Source organism: Verrucomicrobiota bacterium (assembly GCA_027622555.1).
GTDB lineage: Bacteria > Verrucomicrobiota > Verrucomicrobiia > Opitutales > UBA2995 > UBA2995.
Genome location: JAQBYJ010000054.1, coordinates 15,203 through 37,707 on the forward strand (window position 1 = coordinate 15,203; position 22,505 = coordinate 37,707).

15 protein-coding genes are annotated in these 22,505 nt (G+C 46.4%); 5 read left to right on the forward strand and 10 right to left on the reverse strand.

The annotated features are described in order from the left end of the window. Positions 1 to 277: 277 nt before the first annotated feature. Entirely contained in the window at positions 278 to 1,321 is a 1,044-nt protein-coding gene (locus O3C43_14465; GenBank protein MDA1067692.1) for a serine hydrolase, read from the reverse strand. 728 nt (positions 1,322 to 2,049) lie between these two features. On the opposite strand from O3C43_14465, the gene O3C43_14470 reads away from it, so the two are divergent. Beyond that, entirely contained in the window at positions 2,050 to 2,694 is a 645-nt protein-coding gene (locus O3C43_14470; GenBank protein ID MDA1067693.1) for an HAD family hydrolase, read from the forward strand. Positions 2,695 to 2,713: 19 nt separating this feature from the next. On the opposite strand, the gene O3C43_14475 is transcribed toward O3C43_14470, so the two are convergent. From O3C43_14475 to O3C43_14485, 3 genes are all read right to left on the reverse strand, one after another. Further along, positions 2,714 to 3,679, reverse strand: a complete 966-nt coding sequence (locus O3C43_14475) for a TlpA disulfide reductase family protein (GenBank protein MDA1067694.1) — start codon at positions 3,677 to 3,679, stop codon at positions 2,714 to 2,716. A 12-nt stretch (positions 3,680 to 3,691) separates the two neighbouring features. Beyond that, a complete protein-coding gene (locus O3C43_14480; protein ID MDA1067695.1) occupies positions 3,692 to 4,786 on the reverse strand; it encodes a hypothetical protein in 1,095 nt (364 codons plus the stop codon). Between the two features lie 404 nt (positions 4,787 to 5,190). After that, entirely contained in the window at positions 5,191 to 5,562 is a 372-nt protein-coding gene (locus tag O3C43_14485) for a VOC family protein (protein ID MDA1067696.1), read from the reverse strand. Positions 5,563 to 5,824: 262 nt separating this feature from the next. On the opposite strand from O3C43_14485, the gene O3C43_14490 reads away from it, so the two are divergent. Beyond that, complete coding sequence (locus O3C43_14490; protein ID MDA1067697.1) at positions 5,825 to 6,154, forward strand: hypothetical protein; 330 nt, start codon at positions 5,825 to 5,827, stop codon at positions 6,152 to 6,154. 308 nt (positions 6,155 to 6,462) lie between these two features. On the opposite strand, the gene O3C43_14495 is transcribed toward O3C43_14490, so the two are convergent. Continuing rightward, on the reverse strand, positions 6,463 to 7,449 hold the full coding sequence (locus tag O3C43_14495) for an aldo/keto reductase (GenBank protein MDA1067698.1): 987 nt from the start codon (positions 7,447 to 7,449) through the stop codon (positions 6,463 to 6,465). A 124-nt stretch (positions 7,450 to 7,573) separates the two neighbouring features. Between O3C43_14495 and O3C43_14500 the strand changes: the two genes are divergently transcribed. Next, on the forward strand, positions 7,574 to 9,688 hold the full coding sequence (locus O3C43_14500) for a TonB-dependent receptor (protein ID MDA1067699.1): 2,115 nt from the start codon (positions 7,574 to 7,576) through the stop codon (positions 9,686 to 9,688). A gap of 133 nt (positions 9,689 to 9,821) precedes the next feature. On the opposite strand, the gene rhaM is transcribed toward O3C43_14500, so the two are convergent. Further along, on the reverse strand, positions 9,822 to 10,136 hold the full coding sequence (rhaM, locus tag O3C43_14505) for an L-rhamnose mutarotase (protein MDA1067700.1): 315 nt from the start codon (positions 10,134 to 10,136) through the stop codon (positions 9,822 to 9,824). Positions 10,137 to 10,515: 379 nt separating this feature from the next. On the opposite strand from rhaM, the gene O3C43_14510 reads away from it, so the two are divergent. Together O3C43_14510 and O3C43_14515 are read left to right on the forward strand one after the other, a co-directional pair. Continuing rightward, positions 10,516 to 11,262: an SDR family NAD(P)-dependent oxidoreductase gene (locus O3C43_14510; GenBank protein MDA1067701.1), complete on the forward strand. Its 747-nt coding sequence runs from the start codon at positions 10,516 to 10,518 to the stop codon at positions 11,260 to 11,262. 20 nt (positions 11,263 to 11,282) lie between these two features. Then, on the forward strand, positions 11,283 to 12,083 hold the full coding sequence (locus O3C43_14515; GenBank protein MDA1067702.1) for a fumarylacetoacetate hydrolase family protein: 801 nt from the start codon (positions 11,283 to 11,285) through the stop codon (positions 12,081 to 12,083). 85 nt (positions 12,084 to 12,168) lie between these two features. Here O3C43_14515 and O3C43_14520 read toward each other — a convergent pair whose 3' ends face one another. The 4 genes from O3C43_14520 to O3C43_14535 form a co-directional block, all read right to left on the reverse strand. After that, positions 12,169 to 15,396: an efflux RND transporter permease subunit gene (locus O3C43_14520; GenBank protein ID MDA1067703.1), complete on the reverse strand. Its 3,228-nt coding sequence runs from the start codon at positions 15,394 to 15,396 to the stop codon at positions 12,169 to 12,171. Positions 15,397 to 15,748: 352 nt separating this feature from the next. Further along, a complete protein-coding gene (locus tag O3C43_14525) occupies positions 15,749 to 18,976 on the reverse strand; it encodes an efflux RND transporter permease subunit (protein MDA1067704.1) in 3,228 nt (1,075 codons plus the stop codon). Positions 18,977 to 19,030: 54 nt separating this feature from the next. After that, a complete protein-coding gene (locus O3C43_14530; GenBank protein MDA1067705.1) occupies positions 19,031 to 22,264 on the reverse strand; it encodes an efflux RND transporter permease subunit in 3,234 nt (1,077 codons plus the stop codon). Positions 22,265 to 22,292: 28 nt separating this feature from the next. Then, the coding region (locus O3C43_14535; GenBank protein ID MDA1067706.1) for a hypothetical protein at positions 22,293 to 22,505 on the reverse strand (213 nt) is incomplete at its 5' end.

The following is a 22,505-nucleotide window of genomic DNA, read 5'->3' on the forward strand; positions in this document are numbered from 1 at the left end:
ATACAGTGCGCAAGATCTTGGGAGATAAAAAGCACCAAACAGGTTTCGGCTTTATTTCAAAATTTGATCTGAAATCGCGCAGGATAATTAAGAAAAATCAGCCTTTCCATTTTCGAATTCTTTGAGTGCAAAACGGACTGCATCATGTTCCTCGATTTTTATTTCAGCTGTCAGAAGCAACTGCCTAAGAAGATTAACGATATCCGGTTTTGATTACTCATACCCACTGAACAAAACCCAGAGTAGCGGTTTTGATCAATCAGACTCCATACATTTTCTATTCCAGGAACAAAGCCGTGATATTTTCTTCGAGGTCGTTCCATTTCTGGTTGGAGAGATTCGATATGAGAGCAATCACGACTCCCTCCCCAGGATAGATCTTGAAAATAGTGGATCCACCAACTGAACCACCGTTGTGACCAATCCAGGAACGACCAGCATCGTCGATTCCTGAACGCCATCCGATTCCGTAATCGATCACCTCACCCGCGGAAGATTTCTGGGAGGTCCATAGAAGTTTGATAGTTTCAGCTTTGAGGATTTCATTTCCCAGATAAGCGAAGCCGAAACGGACCAAATCGTCTGAAGTTGAAATAAATCCTCCTCCAGCCCACTTATAGCTGTTATCCACTGCGGGGGCGTTATTCAATTGATCCCCATAGATTGCATAGTAGCGGCCTCTATTGGGAATTATGGAATAAACCTGGTCCGCTTCAGTGTGATCCATACCCATTGGGCCAAACACATGATCATCCATGTACTCCAAATAATTCTGCCCCGATGCCCTTTCGATGACCGCGCTGAGCAAATTAAAGCCATAGCTCGAATAGGAGTATCCCAATCCCGGTGCATGAATCAATGGGTCATCTTTAAAAATGGATAACGCCTCCAGAACCGATTCATAGCGTTTGCTGTTCTGCACTTCGTTACCTTTGTAATGACGAATACCCGCCAAGTGACCGGCCAGCAGACGCGTAGTGACTATTCCTTGTTTTTCAGGGAAAGACGGAACGTAGGTTTGGACCGGAGCATCCAGATCCAGTTTACCTTGCTCGTATAGAAGGCCAATTGCAGTCGCCGTCATAGGCTTGGCCACACTACCCACTCTAAATCTGGTTCGGTCAGGGTAGACAGGCACCTGTTGTTCGAGATCAGAGTAACCAAAACCCTGCGACCAAACGATCTCTCCCTTAACACCAACACTGACCGTGATTCCGACCGTCTGAGTCTCAGCCATCCAATCATTAACCAGGGCGACAGCCTGATCACCTGGGTTAGCGGTTAGTCGATAGGATGAGCCGAACAAGACGACGGTCGCCAATAAACTTATAGAGACAAATTACTTAGTCATACAATAATGAATAAACCTGAGTACGCACCTAGAGGAGCAAAACCGCAACAAAAGTTTTTTCGACCACAGATTTCTCAGATGGACCCAGATTAAGTGATAGATTCTTAATAAAGATTGGTTATTGAAAACTGACAAAAATCACCGGAAATAATGGAAAAAAATACAGAATTTAACCACCAGTCTCCGCCAAGGCTACGACACGGCACGGCTGATGGCACAGATTTTCACTGATTAGAAATCATCAAATTATTCGTTATCACTAATTAGTTTAGGCTTTTCAAAGGGAGACTACATTCAGCTTTTCGCGTATTTCAGCGCATTTCGTAGTTAAAGCATTTTTCTTCGAATTTATTTCACACTGATTAACTCAGATGGGCAGGATTGCTGTAGTAGATTCTTAACCACCAATGGACGAATTATTGAACAAGAGCTAACTGAGATAGCGGAGTACGAACCGCCTGAAACAACGAAGTGAACAACATACTTTTTACATAAGAACTCTGTTTCCTTTGTTACCTTGTTCAAATCAAATAATTGCTCCATTTGAGAAAAGAACAACATCCAGAGATCAATTGAAAGAAGTAGTTTGAATTCTTGGCTTAAAAACAAGATTCCAGCGGATAGTGGTACCAAGAGCACGAAGAAATACCTGATTCTATCTTTGCATCCTTGGAGGCTTGGTGGTTCATCTTTCTTCAATGTCCATCAAAACCTGTCTCTTTGACCTCGACGGAACTCTGACTGATCCCAAGCCAGGGATCACTGGATCCATTCAATATGCGCTGAAGAAGCTCGGACAAACCGTGCCGAGCCAGGACGAATTGGAGTCCGCGATCGGCCCTCCTCTCCTTGAAACTTTTATGCAGTTTATGGGAGGAGATTTAGATGCAGCCAGGCAGGGGGTGCTTTTCTACCGTGAACGTTTTGGCACCATTGGGTTGTTTGAGAACAGGGTGTACCCGGGCATCCACGACTGTTTGACAAAGTTGAAGGACGCAGGCCACTCACTCTTTGTCGCTACCTCAAAACCACATTATTACGCCAAACAAATTGCCACGCACTTTAAGTTCGATCATTTTTTTGGCCACATTCACGGCAGTGAAATGACGGGTGAACGCCAGGATAAGGGCGACTTGATACAATACATAATTGAAACTGAAGGCCTCAGAGCAGAGACCACGATAATGATCGGCGATCGCAAGCACGATATTATCGGCGCTAAGAAAAACAATTTAAGAACCATTGGAGTTACCTATGGATATGGCTCCAGGGAAGAACTGACGACAGCCGAGGCAGACGAGCTTGTGGAAACTCCGGCTGAGATTTCAAAATTACTTTTGTAACCCGCTTTACGGAATAAGCCTACTGTGATTCCGAAACAAAAACCAGTCGTGAAAACTTACTTGCTCCTCCCAGCGGAACATTCGATCGGATCCTTACTTTCTCCAAACCACCTTCCATCGATTCCGTAGAAAACGGTGCATTGCCGATGAGTGATTCGAAACCAGGACTTAAACTAAACTGAGGAACTACGGTAACATCGGTTGCCTCCGGATTTCGAATAAACTCAAGGACATGGTAATCGACTGAACCGATTGACATAATTTTGTTTACCGGACGAGAGAATGAAGCGGTATCCGAAGCATCGGTACCAAAAAAGTATTCAAGAACATTGGGAATGCCATCGAAGTCGGGATCGTCCTCTTCGGCACGTTGGTTTTCAGGAAGCTGAAGGCCATTCAGATAATCCACAAATCCGGGAACCACCTGGGCGGCCTTAACGGAATTAATGACATTTCGAAACTCGGTGATTGGTGCAGTCAGATCACCATATCCCAAATGAGAGTACACCAATTCCCATTGCTCATGACTTGCGGAATTTTTTACGCCATTAATAATGGCGAAGATGGGTTGACCTCCGGATTGAAAGCGGTTGGCGACAGCTCGATTAAAGTCATTCAGGACAAATGGGAGTTGATAGAAATTAATAAAATTCTGCGTGGGGCTTTCGGCACCACCTTGAAGGTTGAGGGCAACGTGCATAAACTCAACCCCATCTGCATTCCCGTTTCGACTACCGTAATAATCAATCAAGCCAGGACCAATCGCACCGGCTGCAGCTTTGCAGAAAGGACACCAGTAAGCAAACCACTCCAGGAAAATCACCTTTCCTTCCAGATCATAAAGACTCACTGGCTGATTAGTTTCGCGATTCGTTAAGGTGAAGTTTTCTACGATATCTCCAACCTGATACCGCTGGGCTTCAAGGTTTGAAAACGCGGAGGTCAACAGTGTTGTCAGTAAGAAGTTTTTGATGAATCGAGACATAACAATAGACAGTTAGAGGGATCGACTAACCGCAATTTGGGCAATCGTCCAATCGCGATCGCTGTACAAATTTTGGAAGAAATCGATACCTGGATTGGTTGGCTCATAGTCATTCTCAAGTGGGGCCGCATAAATCCTCATTGACCACTGATCACCAATCCATCTAACGCCGATGCCAACGCGACTACTCTCCAAGCCGGGTGCAGCGCTCGTGAAGAGGAGTGCATTTTCAATTTCGCCCGTATCTTCATAATACCAACCGTCGACAAATATATAACATTTATCGGAGGCCTGATACTCCAAGGCGACGCCCCCATAAAATGCTTCGAACTGAGGATCTTCTTTCGAGCCACCTACATTCCAACGTGAAACCCACTGTTCTCCATGAGCTACATTGATGTTAGCACCGACTCCATATCGGGTCGACCGATCAGTGGTTTGTGTCACCCTGAATTCAAGAAAGGAGCGAATGTTTTTCGTCAGAATATTCTCAGTCGATAGACTTGCCGCAACCGTATCTAAAGTGAGCTCACCTCGACGCAGTCCATCAAAATCAATTTCGTAACCCGGTGACACATCATCTCGAAGGGCCGAAATACTGAATTGGGCAAATCCATTGCCCGGTTGATACTCCCAACGAGTACCAGCCGTTGCATTGATGCCCTTAGGGTCAGCTTCGACATAGTTCTCTGCTCCGGGAAATCCGTACAACTCACTAAACTGTTGCCGATAGTATTCATCGAGCCAAACAGATCGATAGTTCGTAAATCCATCGTAAGCCCCGGCTCCTCCCGATAGCCACCAATGGTCACCGAGTTGTTTCTTTGAATTAAATTGAATGGCAATAATTCTTTCACTCACCGCTTTTTCCTCTCCATTAAAGTCGAAAGCAACCGGTTGATAATCCAATTGATAGTCGCCGTAAGCCAGACTGATCGAAGATTCCCAATTGTCAGAATTAAAGTCACCTATCCAGCTTAGTTGTTTCAGCGTTATGTCGTCCGAATCAACCCACTCCAACCCGCTATCCCAATTTGCCACTTCAATCGAATAAGCTACCCGGAACATAAACAGGATTTGGATAAAACCCAAGGCGGGAGAATTCATCCCTAGAAATTTAATTGACGCTCTCATCGCCTATCGACATGCCGTGCAACCAGCCGCAGCGGCTCCTCCGGAAACAGCACTGCCCGGCTCAATTTGAGGCAATAGATTAACCCGGTCTCCTTCCACCATGGAATCTGAACGAGTCATCCCGACTTTTGAGACAAGAGCTTGCTCGTAAACAGGGACATTCGTGCACCCCACTGCTGCAAAAATTCCCGGTATTATGAGAACTAAACAAATGCGACAAAGGTAGTTGGAAGGCTTAATCATCTAAAAGAAAATGCAGGTCTTAAACATAGACGCTTTGTGAATGGTATTATTCCAAACCTGAATAACAGATTGAGTTAAGAGAATTCTTCTTAGAAACTGATGCCAGTACTATCCGTATCGGAAAAGTTGGTGAGCTAAACGTGCTGATCTACCAAAACTGGATTACCATCCGGGTCGATTACTATGAAACTAGCCGGGCCTATAGAACTCTCATCCGCCTCGCTCATGAGACTCACCCCTTCAGATTTTAGTTTCTTCTGAAGGTCCCGAACATCCGTAAACGCTTCGAGCTGTTTTGCAGACTGATCCCAGCCCGGATTGAAGGTCAGCATATTTTTTTCAAACATCCCTTGAAAAAGACCTATCACATGATCCCCATTCTTTAGAATCAGCCAGCCCTGAGAAATATCACCGCCGAATTCCTCGAATCCCAACTTTCCATAAAACTCCTTGGAGGCTTCTATATCCTTCACCACCAAACTAATTGAAAATGCACCCAGTTCCATAATCTGCTTTTTTCTAATGATTTGGACGAAGAACTGCCCTAAGCGCAAGCCCAAGCCAAGGCTACCGGTTAATAACCAAGAGCGTGATTTGGTCTACAGCCCAGGAACAAAGTATTTGATCTCTACCCTGATAGGGTGGACTACTTCCTCTTTCGTGTTTGCTCATTTTTTTTACCGTGAGAACAATCGTATCCGAATAGCAATGAATCCAAATTCAAACAATAAACCTGGCCAATATTATTAAGAACAAGGCACCAGAAAGATGACTTCCTATCACGTATACTTCACGGCAAAAGATGGAGTGACCGATCAGGAATTGCTTACGCAGGTGCATCAATTCATGGAAGGTCAGATCTGCGATAATCATGCGGTATCTTACCGCGTGCTACGAATGACCAACAAGGCCAGCTTTGTGGATCTACCTGATTACCAGCTGATCGTGGATTATCGATCAGAAGAAGATCTGCAGCTTGGCATGAGAAACATGAAGGAGAACTATCGGAAGGAGCCTCATGCCTCTCTCATGAAGATGGTATCTACATTTCGAGTTGCGTTTTCCACGGACGAAACAGGGCCGGAGGCGCATCAGTAAAAATTTTAGCAATAGGTAACATCCCAGTCGATGAATTAAACCAGGTAGTTGGAGAAATGAAAATCATAACCACGGAGATCACGAAAGCACGGTGTAGAAGTGAAATTGGTTATTTCCGCAATTCCTCTGTGTCCTCCGCGTCCTCGAGCGAAGCGGGTGGTTGAAAAAGAAAAGAGAATAATGAATCATGGAGTACGGAATAATCGTACAGGATCAGTCCTACGGAGAAGTCAAAAAATCTATCTCTACAACCAGACGAACTACCCAATCAGCGAAAATGCGTATAAGACTGAGGTTGGAAGCCATTGCTACTCTGGGGCGAGAAGGTAGCTCTTGATGAATGCCATATCGGCTGGGGATAATCTTCGTTGAACGACAGCCAGGTTGTTTTCCACTTGTTGGGCATTTCGGAAACCGGGAATGACGCTGCAGACCTGGGGAAAATTTAGAACGAAGCGAAGAGCGACGGCTGCTAAATCTGGTATTGTGTCGCCGAAGCGTTTCTTGAGTTCGGTGAGTTTCGGCTGAAGTGAAGACAGGTTTTCTTTACTAAATTTCAGGGCACCTTGGCGGTGATCACCGGCCTCAAATTGAGGAGGATTATCCGGATCGAATTTATCGAGCAAAATCCCCTGGTTGAGAGGACTGAATGCGACGAAAGAAAGTTCATTTGCCGATAGCAGTTTACCGACAGGACCATTCGGTTCGATGAACTGCGTATCCATGGCATGCGCCCAACTTTGTAATACAGTGGGTTGAACGACGGGAACCGCAGCCTTGAAATGGGCGGCTGTATAGGCTGACTGGCCTTTGAGCCTCACCTTGCCCTCCTCGACCAGCGAATTGAGCGTTTCCGCAGCTTCAGACAGATACTGATTCTTCTTACAAAAATTCCCGTGATGGAGGTAATAGATGTCGATATAATCGCGGTTTAAATTCCGAAGCGACTGCTCACATTGATGACGAATATTCAAAGGATCGTATGCATGAGCAAAGGTCCCACGATTGTGCCCCACTTTTGTCGCGATAATAAAGTCTTCCGATTTTAAACCGAGACGTCGAAGGATGCGTGCGAGCATCTGTTCAGCACGGCCATTCCCATAAACATCGGCATTATCGAAGTGATTTACGCCATTATCGACAGCCAATTTTATAGCCTGGAATATTTCCGCCTCATCGACATTAGCCCAGCCTGTCGCTTTGCCTTCTATAAAGTTCAATCCACCCATGGTCCAACAACCGAGACTCATTTCTGAGACTTTGACGTCCGATTTCCCCAGGTTCCGATATTCCATAGTTTTCACAAAATCACCGCCATGGCTCTTTGGCGGATTTGAAAAATACATTGATAGATGCCTACTTTTTGTAAACATCCTTCCTTCCCGAAAGGATTCGCGCTGAACGGTGAATCTTGACCCTATGAACGCACTAAAATTTTCCTTACCACATTCGACTTCATTTCACCGACTGCAACGAATTGGATTTTTTCTCAGCCTCAGCGTGATGGTATCCTTCACTTCGAGGGCAGACGAAGAGACCGTTAACCTGGCACTGATGGAAATCATAGCCGACCGGGCTTTCGAATCTTCCCTGGCCATTCCGGCGGACGTGATGTTGGGAGAAATGGATACTTCGCTGTCTCTGGACCAGGCTTTAAGGAAATTGTCTTCTGTAGATACCTTTCGGTCGATAGATTCATTTACAGCGCATCCTACAACTCAAGGTGTTCGCTTTCGACACACCGCTACAAACGCTACCTCAAGAGCGCTTTTACTGGTGGACAGCGTCCCGCAAAATGATCCTTTTGGTGGCTGGATTTACTGGAACAAACTTCCTTCAGAAAGCATCAGCTCTTTGGAAACTTTTACCGTTGGTTCGGTGCCAGCATGGGGAAATTATAGTTCAGGTGGAGCGATTCAGATAACCACCAAGTCGCCGATGCTGGACCAGTCTCGCTACTCCGTTCAAGGCGGCTCATTCGGTACCGTAAAGGCTTCGCTACTGCACAACACTGCACTTTCAGAAAACACGGGGATATCAGTGGAGGGTCGTTTGTTCAGTTCGGACGGCTACACAGTAGTAAACCGTGAACAGCGAGGCCTGGTCGATATAGACTCGGAATCGGAGTACGAGTATTTTCGAATTCAACTCGCTCACCAAATAAATGACGACTGGCAATGGGCACTCACCGGTCAGTATTTCGATGAGGAACGACTAAACGGAACGGCACTCTCTCCCAACTCGACCAGCGCAACGGACCTATCCTGGACGCTAACCAAAGATGCAGGCGCTGGACCCGGATTCAACTTTGTGGCTTTTTACCAGGATCGGGATTTCAAAAATATATTTACTTCGGTTGCTGAGGATCGTGCCTCCGAACTTGCCGTGCTGGACCAATACGCTGTACCGGCCGAAGCCATTGGAGGTCAGGCCACGTTTTTCTGGGAAGGCAGTGGTTATTTGAACTTCCTGGCTGGAGCAGATTTCCGGGAATCCACTGGAAGCGCCAATGAACTAACCCGGAACCTCGGGTCTGGCTTTACGCGAGAACGGCAGGAAGGCGGAGAGCAGTCATTTGTTGGCGGATTTTTTACGGCCCAAACACAACTGGATGAAAATAGTAGTCTGGAAGGAACCTTGAGATTGGATCATTGGAAACAGAGTGATGGGTTTCGAAAGGAGTTTAACCTGGAAACCGGTGCGCAAACCAGAGACACGCTTTACCCCTATCGGTCAGGTGAGGTGGTTTCATTCAATGGTAGATATACCCGAAAACTGGATACCAACTGGAGCTTCGGTGCACTGGTATTTCAAGGATTCAGAATCCCTACCCTCAATGAACTGTATCGTCCATTCCGCGTCAGAAACGATATCACCGAATCGAATCCCGACCTGAAGGAGGAACGGACAACCGGAGGTGAATTAAGCATCAACTACCAGGACGAATCCAACACCTTTCAACTGTCCGTTTTTCACTATTCAATGGATGACATGGTAACCAATGCTTTCCTGCACGATAATGTTGGGTTCGATTCACTCTGTGGATTTGTTCCCGGAGGAGGTTCTTGCAATCAACGGATCAACATCGAGGACAGTGAAGTTCAGGGCTTCGAAGCAGCATGGCAGTGGGATCCAGGAAAAGACCTCGTTTTTCTGCTAAACTACACCTTCGCCGATACGGAGTTCAGAAACTCCACCATTTTGCAAGCCATCGAAGGAAACAGTTTTCCTTTATCGCCGAAGCATAAGCTAAACTCCCAATTAATTTGGCAATTTAACGAAAGCCTGAACTTTGTCGGTCAAGCACAGTACCGAAGCAATCACTACGATAATGAACTGAATACCCGCAAACTCGATAGCTCGGTTGTAGTCGGTGTAGGTATGCACTTTCAGGCTCCTGATCAGCCTTGGGGATTCCGCGTGCAGGTGGACAATCTGTTCGACGAAGCGGTAACAACCGCCATCGCAAGCTCTGGTATTATGACACAATCTGCTCCACGCAATGCATGGATCAGTGTGAGTTATCGCAAGTAGTCCGGGATTCACCAGAGCCTTTTGTAATAAGAGTCAGGCAGGACGATTTTGCAAAAACTGCCTAAACATAGACGATTCGCTTGGCGATCGAGACGTACCCACAATCAAGCAAGGCAACCTAATCCGAAAACGTTCAGTCAATGTGAAAGACTTCCGGTAGTTCCCGAGCGACGGGACTGTTGTCCGGATTGGTAAGCATGAGATCTTTCATATAAGCCCACCACTTTTGACAAATCTCGGTTTCCGCGATGGAGGCCCACAGCTCTTCCGATTGGACCTCGGTGTAGCCAAAAAGTTGATTCGTCTCAGGATGAAGAAAGATCGAATAATTCGAAACACCCTTACGTTTGAGCACTGCTTCCAGTTCCGGCCAAATCGGTCTGTGGCGGCGCTCATACTCTTCTTCCTGTCCGGGAATGAGTGACATGACAAAGGCTTTTCTAATCATAAATTTATCTGGCAATATTTAATTTGGAAGATGGAGGGCTTCCGAGAAAACATCGACCTTTTTTCTGTTCCATGGAGAAATAATACACAGAAGAAGATTTCGAAAATGGTCGAAACGAGATATGTCGATCCATTTCGTGTTATTTTCCGTTTCGTACTTTCGAAGGTTCACAATTCGGCAGCGAGCTACCTCCTACATTTCGACTTCAAGCTCACGGATATGGGAGGTAGTTTGCTGCCGATTCCATATTCTAGTCTCTTTTGGCAACTATAGAAATTACACACAATCCTACTTCGAGGGGGATTTCGGGTTTGACCCATGCAATGCTCTCTAATGAAGTCGGACACTAAAATTCCCTGAAATTATCCCTGATACAAAAATGAGTTCTGATTGGAGTAATCAAGTTGCCGTCATAACCGGTGGTGCATCCGGAATTGGATTCGCCCTGGCAGAGAAACTACAAACCGAAGGCGTTCATCTCGCTCTTTTGGACATGAATCCCAAAGGACTCGAGAACGCCAAAGCAAAGCTCGATGGCAAACCGCTGGTTGTTCAAATGGATGTGAGCGATGAGGCATCGGTCACAAAGGCAATTGATACGGTTGTAGAACAATTGGGACGAATCGACATTCTAATGAACAGTGCCGGCATAACGGGCAAAACGAATATCAAAGCGCACGAAGTTACGTCGGAAGACTTTGACCTGGTCTACGGTGTGAATTTGCGAGGCTCATTTCTTATCTGCAAGGCAGTCATTCCTCACATGCTCAAAACCGGATACGGTCGCGTTTGTTTGATGGCCTCCATTTCCGGGAAAGAAGGCAACGCTGGAATGACCGCCTACTCGACCACCAAAGCCGGAGTCATCGGACTTACCAAAGTTTTAGGAAAAGATTACGCGGAAACGGGCGTAACCGTGAACGCATTGGCACCCGCGGTTATTTACACCCCCATCCACGACACTATTCCACAGGAACAGATCGATTACATGACCTCCAAGATTCCCATGGGGCGATGCGGAACCCTGGAAGAAGTCGCCAACATGGCAAAATTTATCGTTTCACCTGAAAACAGTTTCACAACCGGCTTCACCTACGACTTATCTGGCGGCCGAGCTACCTACTAATTTTATCCACAACATCATTCATGAAAATTATTCGATACCTAGATTCACAGGGCGTAGAGCATTACGCAGCCGACCAGAACGGACAAAACAAACGCATTGAAGGCGACATATTTGGTTCGCATTCAGTAACCAACGAAGTGGCCGATGTCGCCAAGCTCCTGGCACCCATCGCTCCCGAGGTCATCTTATGCATTGGGTTGAACTACAAACACCATGCCGAAGAAAGCGGAATGCCGATTCCAGAACGTCCTGTCCTGTTTGTAAAGAGCGCCAGTGCTACACAAAACCCGGGGGACCCGATTGAAATCCCAACCCAGCTCGCGAGCCACAAGGTGGACTACGAATGCGAACTGGCCGTCGTTATCGGCAAGACTTGCAAAAACGCTACGGAAGAAAACGCGTTGGATTATGTGTTGGGCTATACCTGCTGTAACGATGTAAGCGCCCGCGACTGGCAGATCGAATGGGGAGGCAGCCAATGGTGCCGAGGAAAAACATTTGATACCTTCGCTCCGCTAGGACCTTGTTTGGTGACAGGTGACGAGATCGGAGATCCGAATGAATTGAGCATTAAAACCACACTCAATGGTGAAGTCGTGCAGGATTGGAATACCAATGATATGATTTTCTCTATTCCTCAGATTATAAAATTCCTAAGCGGTAGCACCACACTGCTCCCGGGAACTGTCATCATCACTGGAACCCCCCATGGTGTGGGTATGGCTAGAAAGCCACCTCTCTGGCTAAAAGCCGGCGATGAAGTTACCATCGAGATTGAAAAGATCGGAGCGTTAACGAACCCGGTTGTGGACGAAGGTTGAGGAGTGGTTGCAGGACGAATTTATTCGCAAATCAGAACCTGCTTTATTGCGGATCACTTTCAGTTCTCAGGAAAGGAATTCTTAGCTAAGCTTGGGTCAGTGGCCCAGCTTCCTCTTCCACATGTTCATTTAGATCGATGTTATACAATTTACAGAAAGCCAGTTTAATATCGTCGTAAATCAGAACCAAAACCGGTATCAAAAACAGCGTGATGGCTGTAGCGAACGCAATACCCCAACCCAAGGAAATTGCCATTGGTACCAGAAAGGCTGCTTGAGGACTTGTTTCAAACATAAGCGGACATAAACCAAAAAATGTGGTCGCAGAAGTAAGCAAAATCGGCCGAAAGCGTCTAACACCTGATAAACGAACAGCTTCACCAAGTGGCATACCCTCTTTCGTTTTCGCATTCATAAAATGAACCATCACAAGGCTATCATTCACAACCACGCCCGACAAGGCCATCATGCCGAATATCGATTGCATAGTCATGATTGGATCACCGCCGTTCCAACCAAAAACCTTGGCCATTATCCAGTGTCCCAACAAGGCTCCTACGACACCAAATGGAATCGCTGACATAACTATCAAAGGCTGCACGTAACTTCGAAATGGGATGGCTAACAGAGCATATACGGCCCCGAGAATTACAAAGATGCCGACAACAATTTCCATCATATTGTCACGATTATCTGCCGCATACCCTTGCAGACCAAATTCCATTCCAGGATATTTCGTTGCCACTAACTCTGGTAAATATACGTCCAATAAATCGAACTGAATTGATTCAGTATCGGTTACCAAGGTGTCGGCATCAGCTCTTACCTCAATAATCCGTTTTCTATCAATACGCCGGATGGAGGGTAGACTTTTTCCTGGGACAATTTCAGCAACCGTATCAAACGGAACTTCAGAACCATTCGCCGTTCGAATCATCATCGTTTGAAGTGAACCGAGGGATCGACGTTCGCTTTCAGGATAACGAACCATAACCTTCACTTCATCACGCCCCCGTTGAATGCGTTGTACTTCCGATCCAAAAAATGCGGTTCTAACTTGCTGTGCCAAGTTAACAGCCGTAATCCCCAGATACTCGGCCTCAGGTTTAAGGTCCAGCTGGTACTCTTCGCTGGCGCGCTCATAGGAGTCTTCGATGTCGTAAAATCCATCATAAGAAGCCAGTTTTCTCTGCAACTCTGCCGAAGCAGTTTTGAGCATATCAATATTGGGATGAATGAGTTCAATGCCAACGGCTGCGCCGGAATCAAATCGGGAAAAGGAAAAATTTAATTGTTCAGCTTCCGGAATGGGAGGAACCAGCTGACGCAAATCAGCTACCAGCTCTCTACCACTGTAAGCTGAATCCCGAGTTTCAGAAGGTGTTAATTCTATGAGGAGCTCCCCCATTTCCGCAATGCCAGCAACGGGACCACCAGATCCTCCGCGCCCACGGCCGAACGGTTGGCCTCCGGCGGTAGCAAATACATTTAGAACTACCGTCTCTCCGAATCTTTCGTTCACCTCATCTTTTAACTTTAGAGCCACATCTTCAATCATCCCAACTTTTTCCAATGTCTTTTCAAACGAGGTACCTGCCGGCATTTGAAGCGTGATGGTTGTAGTGTCTGAAGGAATGTTAGGAAAGGTCCGAAAACCGATTCGCTCACCTAAAACCAAAGCCACGAATATCAGGAGAAAGCCTACAAATAGAGATACAGAAACATAACGATTTTTGAGAGCCCAGTTGAGCATCGGTTTATAAGACTTTAGGATAAACCTTTCTAAACCATTGGAAAAGAATCGTTGAAAACGGCTAAAGATATTTAGTTTCTGCTCCCGGTCTGCAAGATGCGTGCAGTGCTTCAGGTGTGCTGGTAGAATAAGCTTCGATTCGATTAACGAGAAAAATAAAACCGGAATTACAACCATGGGAATGTTGCTGAAAAAACTCCCCATAAATCCAGACATCATCATCAGGGGATAAAATGATACCATCGTGGTTATAACACCAAAGATTACAGGAACGGCCACTTCCTGCGTTCCTTTGATCGATGCGGTCAGGGGGTTTTCCCCGCGCTGCATTCTCTGAAACACATTTTCCCCAGTGACTATGGCGTCGTCTACGACTATCCCCAAAGTTGTAATAAAGGCCATCAAGGTAACAATGTTTATACTTAATCCCAAAAACGGCATCACCAGGAATGCTCCTCCAAATGCGATGGGAATACCCATTGCTACCCAGAATGCTAACGACGGCCTGAGAAACATAGAAAGAATAATCAGCACCAACACATATCCCATTATAGCACTATTCCTTAAGGTGCTTAGACGAACTTTGATTCTCTCAGTATCGTCATCCCAGTAGGATAAATGAATTCCCTCGGGCAATTGTACCTGTTTTGTAACTATCCACTCTTTTACGTTTTCTCCAATCTCGATAATATTTTGTGACCCCGTTCTAAATACATCTATTGCAATGGCACGCCCACCATTGAAATGCGCAACAATAGGAGTCTCATCAAAATCGTCACGGACCTCAGCGATGTCTCCTAACTTGAGCCTGGTTCCATCTTCACGTGTCAGAAGCGTAATAGATGCAAAATCCTCGCGGTTGTATGCTTGTTCGTTGGTACGCAGAAGAATACGACCTGTCTCAGTCTTTACACTACCTGCGGATAAATCGACAGAGGACGTTCGAATTGCCCGAATGATCTGATCAAATGTCAATCCGTATTGGAGCAGTGTCGCCTCGGATACTTCAATCGCAATTTCGTAGGGGCGGACCGCTTTTAATGAAGTCAAAGAAATACCAGGAATGTTGGACACTTCGTCCCGGAGCTGCTCTCCCAGGGTCTTTACTTCCTTCTCACTTAAATCTCCCGCAAGAACGATGGTGATGACACGTTCAGAACGAGAAGCCAAACTGATCTGAGGCCGCTCGGCCTCGGGGGGGAAAGTCCTAATCGTAGATACGCGATTCGTGACCTCATCCAGCTTTTCACTGAGATTATAGCCGTCTTCAATTTCCAACATCACAGTTCCCACACTGGAGTTAGCAGTTGCCTGCATTTCCTTGATGCCTTCTATATCGTACAAATTTTCTTCAAGCCGCGTAAGAATACTCTGCTCAATTTCTCCCGGCGTGGACCCAGGATACAGCACTGTCACCGTAATAAAACGCATAGGAAACTCAGGATATTGCTGCAGAATGATCTTGTTCGTCCCAGACCAAATGCCACCAGCAACGATCGCCACCATTAACAAATTGGCGGCTACTCCGTTTCGTGCAAACCAGGCTATTATTCCATGCATATTTTCTGGAAAGTTGGATTCAAGGGATCTCAGATATTGTAAATCTCAACAAATGAATCACTCTGACTTTTAATGCGAGTTTAAGAACGGAGATGAAAGCATTTTAATCTTCCCGAAATGTGGTGCCTGAAACCAGCTCAATACTAAACCCTTTTACAGAGCTCAAATGAAGTTACCAAAACCTAGAACATGTTAACCTTATTCTTTCGCTGAAAATGGTAGGGCGGTTGTTGTTCGCTTCGCTGTCGACTTCGTCTTCGGTAGGCCCAAACCGCCGATTCCACGACGGCTCGCTCGGCGATCGAGCCCTACCTAAAATAAAATAGTTGTGACCATTTACAGTTAAACAGCTCTAGCTTTTAACCAGTATCTCATCTCCCTCATCGCCACGATCAATGGGATCGATGTTGTAGAGTTTATAAAATACCTTTTGAATATCGTTATAGACCAATACGAGCACGGGTATGAGAATAAGTGTGATCGCAGTGGCAAACACAATACCCCAGGCCAGGGAAATGACCATGGGAACCAGATCAACAGCTTGAGGACTGGTTTCAAACATCAAGGGTGCCAATCCAAAGAAGGTGGTCAATGAGGTGAGTAGAATGGGACGAAAGCGTTTAACTCCGGCAAGACGAACCGCTTCATTGAGAGGCATACCTTCCTTCAGGCGAGCGTTCATGAAGTGAACCATGACCAGACTGTCGTTCACCACTACTCCGGAAAGAGCCATCATGCCAAAGATAGACCGTTGGGTAATAATGGGATCCCCGCCGTTGAAGCCGAAGACCTTAGCCATAATGTAATGGCCCATTATCGCTCCTACCACCCCGAACGGAATGGCTGACATCACTATAATCGGCTGAAAGTAGCTTCTAAAGGGAATAGCCAGCAGCGCATAGATGACCGCCAAAATGAAATAAATTCCTACGATCATTTCCCGTTGATTGTCACGGGCAACCGCAGAAAAACCCCGTACACCGAAATGCAGACCCGGATACTTGGTGGCAACCAGCTCAGGTAAATATTCTTCGAGGATTTCCGTTTCCATCGATTCGATGTCCAGCTCCGTCGTATCACCATCAGCACTTACCTGGATCACGCGCTTGCGGTCGACCCGTTGAATAGATGGCAGGCTCTTGCCCGGAACGATGGTAGCTACTGTTTCAAATGGCACTTCAGTTCCATTGGCCGTTCGAATCATCATGGCCTGAAGCGACCCTAAGGAACGTCGTTCCGATTCCGGGTAGCGGACCATCACCCGAATTTCATCGCGTCCACGCTGGATACGTTGAGCCTCCGATCCAAAAAATGCCGTCCGCACCTGTTGGGCCAGATTGGTGGCTGTTACCCCAAGATACTCAGCCTCGGGTTTCAGGTCCAATTCATACTCCTCATTGGCCTTTTCATAGGAATCCGTTATGTCAAATAAACCTTCAAAAGAAGCCAGTTTTCGTTGGAGGTCCGCGGAGGCTTCCTTGAGCATTTCGACATTAGGGTGACTCAGCTCTATGGTAATAGCCGAACCTGAATTCCAACGTTCAAACGAAAAACTCAACTGCTCAGCCTCCGGTATGGGCGGAACCAGTTGGCGCATTTCGGATACCAAATCCCGACTACCGTAATTCGCATCCCGTGTTTCCGAAGGAGTCAGTTCAATTATAACCTCTCCCGACTCTGCCTGCCCTACTGTGAGCTCTCCAGCCCGACTATACGAATTCCCAAATGGATGACCTCCCGATGTAGCGAAGACGTTTTGAATAACCGTAGTTCCAAAGCGTTCATTCACATCCTTTTTCAATTTGAGAGCCACCGATTCAATCAAATCCACCTTTTTCTGAGTTACCTCAAAAGTGGTACCCGCGGGCATTTTCAAGGTGATATTGGTTGTATCCTGCGCGGTAGTGGCATACCGGCGATATCCAATTCTCTCGCCTAAAACGAGTGCCACAAAGATCAATAGAAACCCTATAAATACAGAGGTGGATATATACCGATTAATCAGTGCCCAATTTAACACAGGTCGGTAATATTTTAGAATAAATCGTTCCAGACCATCCGCGAAAAACCGTTGTAATCTGGAAAAAAAATTCTGTTTCGACGTTTTATCGGCCAAATGAGTGCAATGCTTCAAATGGGCTGGAAGAATCAACTTGGATTCAATTAAAGAAAAAAACAAAACCGGGATGACAACTTTGGGGATGTTCGAATAGATAGTCCCTAATACACCTGATTGCATCATGATCGGGAAGAACGCCACCATGGTTGTAATCACACCAAATATAACCGGAACGGCCACTTCCTGTGTTCCTTTTATCGAAGCAGTAAGAGGCTTTTCGCCACGTTGCATGCGTTGAAACACATTTTCACCTGTGACAATGGCGTCATCCACCACAATACCCAAGGTCATGATAAAGGCCATGAGGGTAATGACGTTGAGAGACATTCCCAAAAACGGAAGTACTAAAAACGTACCAGCAAATGCGATGGGAATTCCCCACGCCACCCAGAACGCAAGCGTAGGACGGAGAAAAAGGGAAAGGATAATAACCACCAGAATGAAACCCATAATGGCACTATCCATGAGAGTGTTTAGCCGTACTTTGATTTTCTCAGAATCATCGCCCCAATAGCTCAATTTAATGCCTTCCGGAAGCTGTTGCTGTTTTATGGCGAGGAACTCCTTCACGTCGTCACCTATTTTGATGATGTTTTGCAGACCTGACCGGAAGACATCGATCGCAATGGCACGCTCCCCATTGTATTTCGACACAATGGGTGTTTCATCAAAGCCATCGATAACCGTGGCTAAATCGCCCAGTTGTAATTTTGTTCCGTCGGACCGGGTCAGCAGAGTGATAGAGGAGAAATCCTCACGGTTGTAGGCCTGTTGATTGGTCCGAAGCAATATGCGACCCGTATCCGTTTTAACGCTTCCGGCTGACAGATCAACGGAAGAGGAGCGAATGGCCCGGGTGACCTGATCGAAGGTAAGACCATACTGTTGCAAAGTGGATTCTGAAATTTCTATAGCAATCTCATAGGGACGGACGGCCTTCAGCCCAGCCAGAGTAATTCCGGGGATATTGGAAACTTCATCCCGTATCTGCTCACCCAGCTTCGTTAGTTCTTTCTCACTTAATTCACCGGAAAGAACCATCGTGATAACGCGTTCACTTCGACTAAAGAGACTGATTTGCGGACGTTCGGCTTCGGGCGGAAAGGTTCGGATAGTGGAAACACGATTGGTCACCTCATCCAGTTTCTCACTCAGACTGTAACCTTCTGAGATTTCCAGCATCACCGATCCGGCACTCGCACTCGCTCTGCCGGTCATTTCCTTAATGCCTTCGATATCGTAGAGAGCTTCCTCAAGTCGAGTGACGATAGCCTGCTCAATTTCTCCAGGCGTAGAGCCGCGGTAAGTAACGGAAACAGTGATGTAGGGGTAGGTTCTATCCGGGTACTCCTGAAGAATGATTTTGTTGGATGTCGCCCAGATTCCACCGGCAAGAATCGCAAACATAAGCAAATTTGCAGCGACACCGTTTCGGGCAAACCAAGCGATTATTCCATTCATACGTTTAGGGGAAACTGGGCAGATACCAAACTTAGACCAAACGCTAAATTGGATCTATGCCGACGACAAGACCTCTTTTTCGTCCTTCACATCCGAATCGTGCGGAGTGATATCATACAACTTAAATAAAGCCTGCTTACAGTCATCCGTGATCAATACCAATACCGGGATAAGGACTAAAGTGACGGTAGTCGCAAATATGATTCCCCACCCCAATGAGATAGCCATGGGGATCAGGAAAGAGGCGGTGGAATGAGATTCGAACATAAGCGGAGCCAAGCCGAAAAAGGTGGTCAACGAGGTCAATAATATCGGTCGGAATCGTCTGACTCCCGCCAGGCGAACAGCCTCACCCAAAGGCATACCTTCTTTCACTCTGGCGTTCATAAAATGCACCATCATAAGGCTATCGTTAACCACAACCCCCGACAAAGCCATCATTCCAAAAATAGAGGATTGAAATAACCTCGGATCCCCATCGTTCCAGTTAAATACCTTTGCCATGATCAGGTGACCCAACACGGCACCCACCATTCCAAATGGTATGGCAGACATCACAATTAACGGCTGAAAATAACTTCTGAACGGAATGGCCAAAAGCGCATAAATAACCCCAAGAACCAAATAAATCCCCATGATCATTTCGCGGTTGTTATCCCTTGCTTCGGCAGCACGTCCCCGCACATCAAATTCCAAGCCCGTGTATTTTGTAGCAGCTAATTCCGGTAAGAACTGCTCCAGAACTTCGGTCTCCATTCCAGTGATGTCTAATTTCTCGGTATCACCATCCGCATTTACCTGAATAATCCTTTTCCGATCTACCCTTCGAATCGTTGGCATACTTTTTCCGGGAACTACCTGGGCCACCGTATCAAAGGGAACTTCCGTACCATTGGCAGTTCGTATCATCATTTTAGACAAAGAACCCAAGGACTTTCTGTCTTTTTCCGGATAACGCACCATGACTCGAATCTCATCGCGTCCTCGCTGAATGCGCTGAGCTTCTGAACCAAAGAAAGCCGTTCTAACTTGTTGGGCCAGGTTGGCGACCGTTACGCCAAGGTATTCCGCTTCCGGTTTTAGATCCAACTCAAACTCATCGTTGGCTCGCTCATAGGAATCACTGATATCATACAAGCCAGCAAATGATTTCAACTTCAGCTGCAACTCCGCTGAAGCGGCTTTCAAAACATCGATGTCCGGATGAATAAGCTCGAAGGTCATAGCACCTCCACCACCTGCACGCTCGAAGGAAAAAGTCAGCTCCTCGGCTTCCGGAATCGGTGGAACCATTTGGCGCAATTCAGTCACAAATTCGCGAGTGCTATAAGCAATACTAGTGGTACCTGTTTCAGCCAATTCAATGATCACTTCGCCTAATTCATCCACGCCTGCAGCAGCATCGGCTGTAGTACCTGGACGAGAGCGTCCAAACGGCTGCCCCCCTGCAGTCGCAAATATATTCTTAACCACCTTTTCCCCTAATCGCTCATTAACCTGCTGTTTCAGTATCAGAGCCTGTTCCTCAATAATAGTAATCTTTTCCAGAGTCCTTTCGAAGGAAGTTCCGGAAGGCATGCGCAGTGTGACCGTGGTAGTATCAGAAACCATGGTAGGCCTTTCACGATAACCGATCCGTTCGCCTAAAATCATTGCAAGAAATATGGCGAGGAATCCGATAAAAAGAGAGATGGAAGTATACCGATGCACCAAGGCTTTTTGGAGCACAGGTTGGTAGATCTTTGTAACAAAACGCTCAAGGCCATCGGAAAATAACCGCTGAAATCGCATGAAAGGATTCTTGCTTCGTTCTTTGTCTCCCATATGGCCGCAATGCTTCAAGTGAGACGGTAAAACGAGTTTTGATTCAACCAGGGAAAAAAACAGAACCGGAATAACCACCAAGGTTATCTGGCCGAAAAACGCTCCATTACGTCCTGACATCAACATCAACGGATAGAAAGCAACCATGGTTGTGACAACGCCGAAGAACACAGGTACCGCCACTTCCTGAGTTCCAATAATGGAAGCTCTCAGAGGTTTTTCACCCCGTTGCATATGCTGGTATACATTCTCTCCAGTCACAATCGCATCATCCACCACAATCCCAAGGGTCGTAATATATGCCAAAATGACCGGAAGATTGATAGTAATTCCAAGGTAAGGGAGCATGATGAATGAACCTGCAAACGCTATAGGAATCCCCAGGGCTACCCATATTGCCAAAGTCGGCCGCAGGAACAGAGAAAGCACAAGCACTACAAGGCAAAATCCCATGATAGCGCTATCAACCAACATAGATAATCGGACTTTGATTCGCTCGGCACTGTCTCCCCAATACGTTAGGCTGATCCCTTCCGGTAATTGTTGCTGCTTCACCACAATGAATTCTTTCACGGCGTCGCCGATCTCGAGGATGTTTTGCATGCCTGTTCTAAACACATCGACAGCCACGGCTCTCTTTCCGTTGTAACGAGCAACGATAGGCGTCTCATCAAATCCATCAATAACGGTCGCAATATCGCCCAAAGTTAACTTTGTTCCATCATCACGGGTTAGAATAGTAATGGCCGAATAATCCTCAAAGGTATATGCCTGTTGATTGGTCCGCAGAAGAATTCGCCCTGTTTCCGTCTTCACAGAACCAGCAGAAAGGTCGACGGAGGAAGTTCGTATGGCTCGAGTAACTTGATCAAAAGATAGCCCATACTGCCGCAACGTTTCTTCTGAAATTTCAATTGCTATCTCGTAGGGACGAACCGCTTTAACCGCAGCCATGGTAATCCCAGGGATATTAGAGACTTCATCTCGAATCTGCTCCGCCAGGGTCTTGAGTTCCTTTTCACTCAAATCTCCCGATAAAACCATCGTAATCACGGTTTCTGTCCGACTGGCCAAACTTACTTGTGGTCGCTCTGCCTCGGGTGGAAAGGTGCGAATGGTGGAGATACGATTGGTCACCTCATCCAACTTCTCGCTTAAGCTGTAACCTTCCTCAATCTCAAGACGAACGGTGCCTCTACTGGCAGAGGCAGTGGCGTCCATCTCCTTAACTCCTTCGATGTCGTAAAGCGCTTCCTCTAATCGGGTAATAATGGTTTGTTCAATCTCACCTGGCGTTGATCCGCGATACTCTATCGAAGCAGTGATTGAGCGATCTGGGACGTCCGGAAAGTCCTGAAGAATAATTCGGGTTTTCAACGACCATGCCCCTCCTGCAAGGATGGCGATCATTAACAAATTGGCAGCTACTCCGTTTCGGGCGAACCAGGCTATTATTCCATGCATAGTTTAAAAGGTTTAATTCAGTAGTAGTTTAGGCAGTGGTGAACGCTTTTTCTTCTTCCTCCCCTGCGAGTGGGTCGATGTTGTAAATTTTATAAACGGCTTTCTGCATATCATCGAAAACCAACACAAGAACAGGAATCAAAATTAAGGTAATAGCTGTCGCAAAAACAATTCCCCAGGCCAGGGAAATGACCATGGGAACCAGATCAACAGCTTGAGGACTGGTTTCAAACATCAAGGG

Coding starts and splice junctions, on each gene's coding strand:
- O3C43_14470 (MDA1067693.1), top strand. CDS start 2,050: ATGTCCATCAAAACCTGTCTCTTTGACCTCGACGGAACTCTGACTGAT.
- O3C43_14510 (MDA1067701.1), top strand. CDS start 10,516: ATGAGTTCTGATTGGAGTAATCAAGTTGCCGTCATAACCGGTGGTGCA.
- O3C43_14495 (MDA1067698.1), bottom strand. CDS start 7,449: ATGGAATATCGGAACCTGGGGAAATCGGACGTCAAAGTCTCAGAAATG.
- O3C43_14520 (MDA1067703.1), bottom strand. CDS start 15,396: ATGCATGGAATAATAGCCTGGTTTGCACGAAACGGAGTAGCCGCCAAT.
- O3C43_14525 (MDA1067704.1), bottom strand. CDS start 18,976: ATGAATGGAATAATCGCTTGGTTTGCCCGAAACGGTGTCGCTGCAAAT.
- O3C43_14475 (MDA1067694.1), bottom strand. CDS start 3,679: ATGTCTCGATTCATCAAAAACTTCTTACTGACAACACTGTTGACCTCC.
- O3C43_14485 (MDA1067696.1), bottom strand. CDS start 5,562: ATGGAACTGGGTGCATTTTCAATTAGTTTGGTGGTGAAGGATATAGAA.
- O3C43_14515 (MDA1067702.1), top strand. CDS start 11,283: ATGAAAATTATTCGATACCTAGATTCACAGGGCGTAGAGCATTACGCA.
- O3C43_14530 (MDA1067705.1), bottom strand. CDS start 22,264: ATGCATGGAATAATAGCCTGGTTCGCCCGAAACGGAGTAGCTGCCAAT.
- O3C43_14490 (MDA1067697.1), top strand. CDS start 5,825: ATGACTTCCTATCACGTATACTTCACGGCAAAAGATGGAGTGACCGAT.
- rhaM (MDA1067700.1), bottom strand. CDS start 10,136: ATGATTAGAAAAGCCTTTGTCATGTCACTCATTCCCGGACAGGAAGAA.
- O3C43_14480 (MDA1067695.1), bottom strand. CDS start 4,786: ATGAATTCTCCCGCCTTGGGTTTTATCCAAATCCTGTTTATGTTCCGG.
- O3C43_14500 (MDA1067699.1), top strand. CDS start 7,574: ATGAACGCACTAAAATTTTCCTTACCACATTCGACTTCATTTCACCGA.